The organism is Thioclava kandeliae (genome assembly GCF_040297545.1).
Taxonomy (GTDB): Bacteria; Pseudomonadota; Alphaproteobacteria; order Rhodobacterales; family Rhodobacteraceae; genus Thioclava; species Thioclava kandeliae.
Map to the genome: position 1 here is coordinate 1 of NZ_JAYWLC010000069.1, position 1,378 is coordinate 1,378.

A 1,378-nucleotide genomic window follows, 5' to 3' on the forward strand; every position below is an offset into this window, starting at 1 on the left:
GACCTGAAGGCGGCGGGGATAGGGGCTCCTCGTGCTGCCGGGCGAATAGCTCAACAAGGCCGCTCGTCATGCGGCACGCGGGTGCTGACTGGCCTTGGCATGCCAACGATCTATCCATCAGGATTCACGCGGCGCATCCCTCTCACCGATATGTGCAACAAGCCCGGGTAGGAGCAATCCTTTATCAGTTAAAAAAGAATAGCCTAAAACTCTAGTTTTAGACGGATCAGTTTCTAGCTGGTAAAGAAGATACCCTTATAGATCAACTGGCTCCACATTGAATTCGGCTACCCAACCTGGTTTGCGACCGATGCCGTTCCAGTTCACGCCTGGCATGTGCGGGTGATGATATACCTTGCTTGGCTGCGGTGACTTACGCGGTATCCGTAGCTTTTCACTGCTCTGTTCTGCCATGGCTGCTACAACCTCCTGAGCTGTAAATCCAAGCCGGTCAGCATCTTTAATGACGTGCAGGGCAAAGGCATTTAGATCATCGATGCGCTTTTCGATAATTGACTTGTCAATATTGCGTTGTAAATCCAAAAGCTCATCAATCGTAAGTTTCTTAAGATCGTTTTTTTTCACGAATTAATCCTCAAGCATAACTGAAGCTGCGATGACTCATCTTTGCGCTCAATTAATTACAAATAACCTAAGCGACAACTAATCACTGATTGGTTCTTCAACGAAATCATCATATTCTATCGTTCGAATGTATGTCCTTTGACGAATACGCCTATGGGTGAGGTATTAGAGCGAGAAAACAGGAAAACGGTCGATTGTCCGTTGTCAGTTCATATTCAATAATTAAAAACCGTAACAAGTAGCGGAAACAGATAGCACCCCATTGAAAATATGCCCACGCGAAAAGGAAATAAGCGGCGATCAGAATAACGTTGGGCGGTCGCATCAGACGTTGGACGTCGAACCGCGAAACTTCGTTCTGGCGTTGTTGTGAAAGTCACCTGTAATAGGGATGCACAAAATGGATCCAGTTGATTAATCAGTTCTTACGAGCAAGCCCGTAGCCTCCCGCTACCGCACCTTGGACTAGAAAGCGTGCAACGAGGCGTTGAGGAAGCGTGGCTCGCTGCTGATCTGGCTCGATAAGAACCTAGTGTGGCTCACCCTGAAGACTGGGCGCAATGGTCGCGCACCGGTGTTCAGCGATGTTGCGGTCTAATTCTGTCCGATGATGAAGACTCCGTTTGGGCTACCGCTTCGGCAAACGAGGCGAATGGTGGCGAGCTTTCTCTCAATGTCCGGGCTGTACCGTAAGCGACAAGGAGCCCCCGTGGGTTAGCGGCGAGGCTTGTGGTCTGCCCCACTTGAGTGGTCCAGTTTAAAAGTTAGTGCATCGTGGGCCTTTGGTCTACGG

The 1,378-nt window shown here is 49.5% G+C and carries 1 protein-coding gene and 1 pseudogene; one reads left to right on the forward strand and one right to left on the reverse strand.

What is annotated here, in order from left to right; genetic code table 11:
• Window positions 1–255: 255 nt before the first annotated feature.
• Window positions 256–585: an H-NS family nucleoid-associated regulatory protein gene (locus VSX56_RS20555; RefSeq protein WP_350939375.1), complete on the reverse strand. Its 330-nt coding sequence runs from the start codon at window positions 583–585 to the stop codon at window positions 256–258.
• Between the two features lie 487 nt (window positions 586–1,072).
• On the opposite strand from VSX56_RS20555, the pseudogene VSX56_RS20560 reads away from it, so the two are divergent.
• Window positions 1,073–1,270: pseudogene (locus VSX56_RS20560) on the forward strand (transposase); the annotation flags it as partial.
• Window positions 1,271–1,378: the final 108 nt, after the last annotated feature.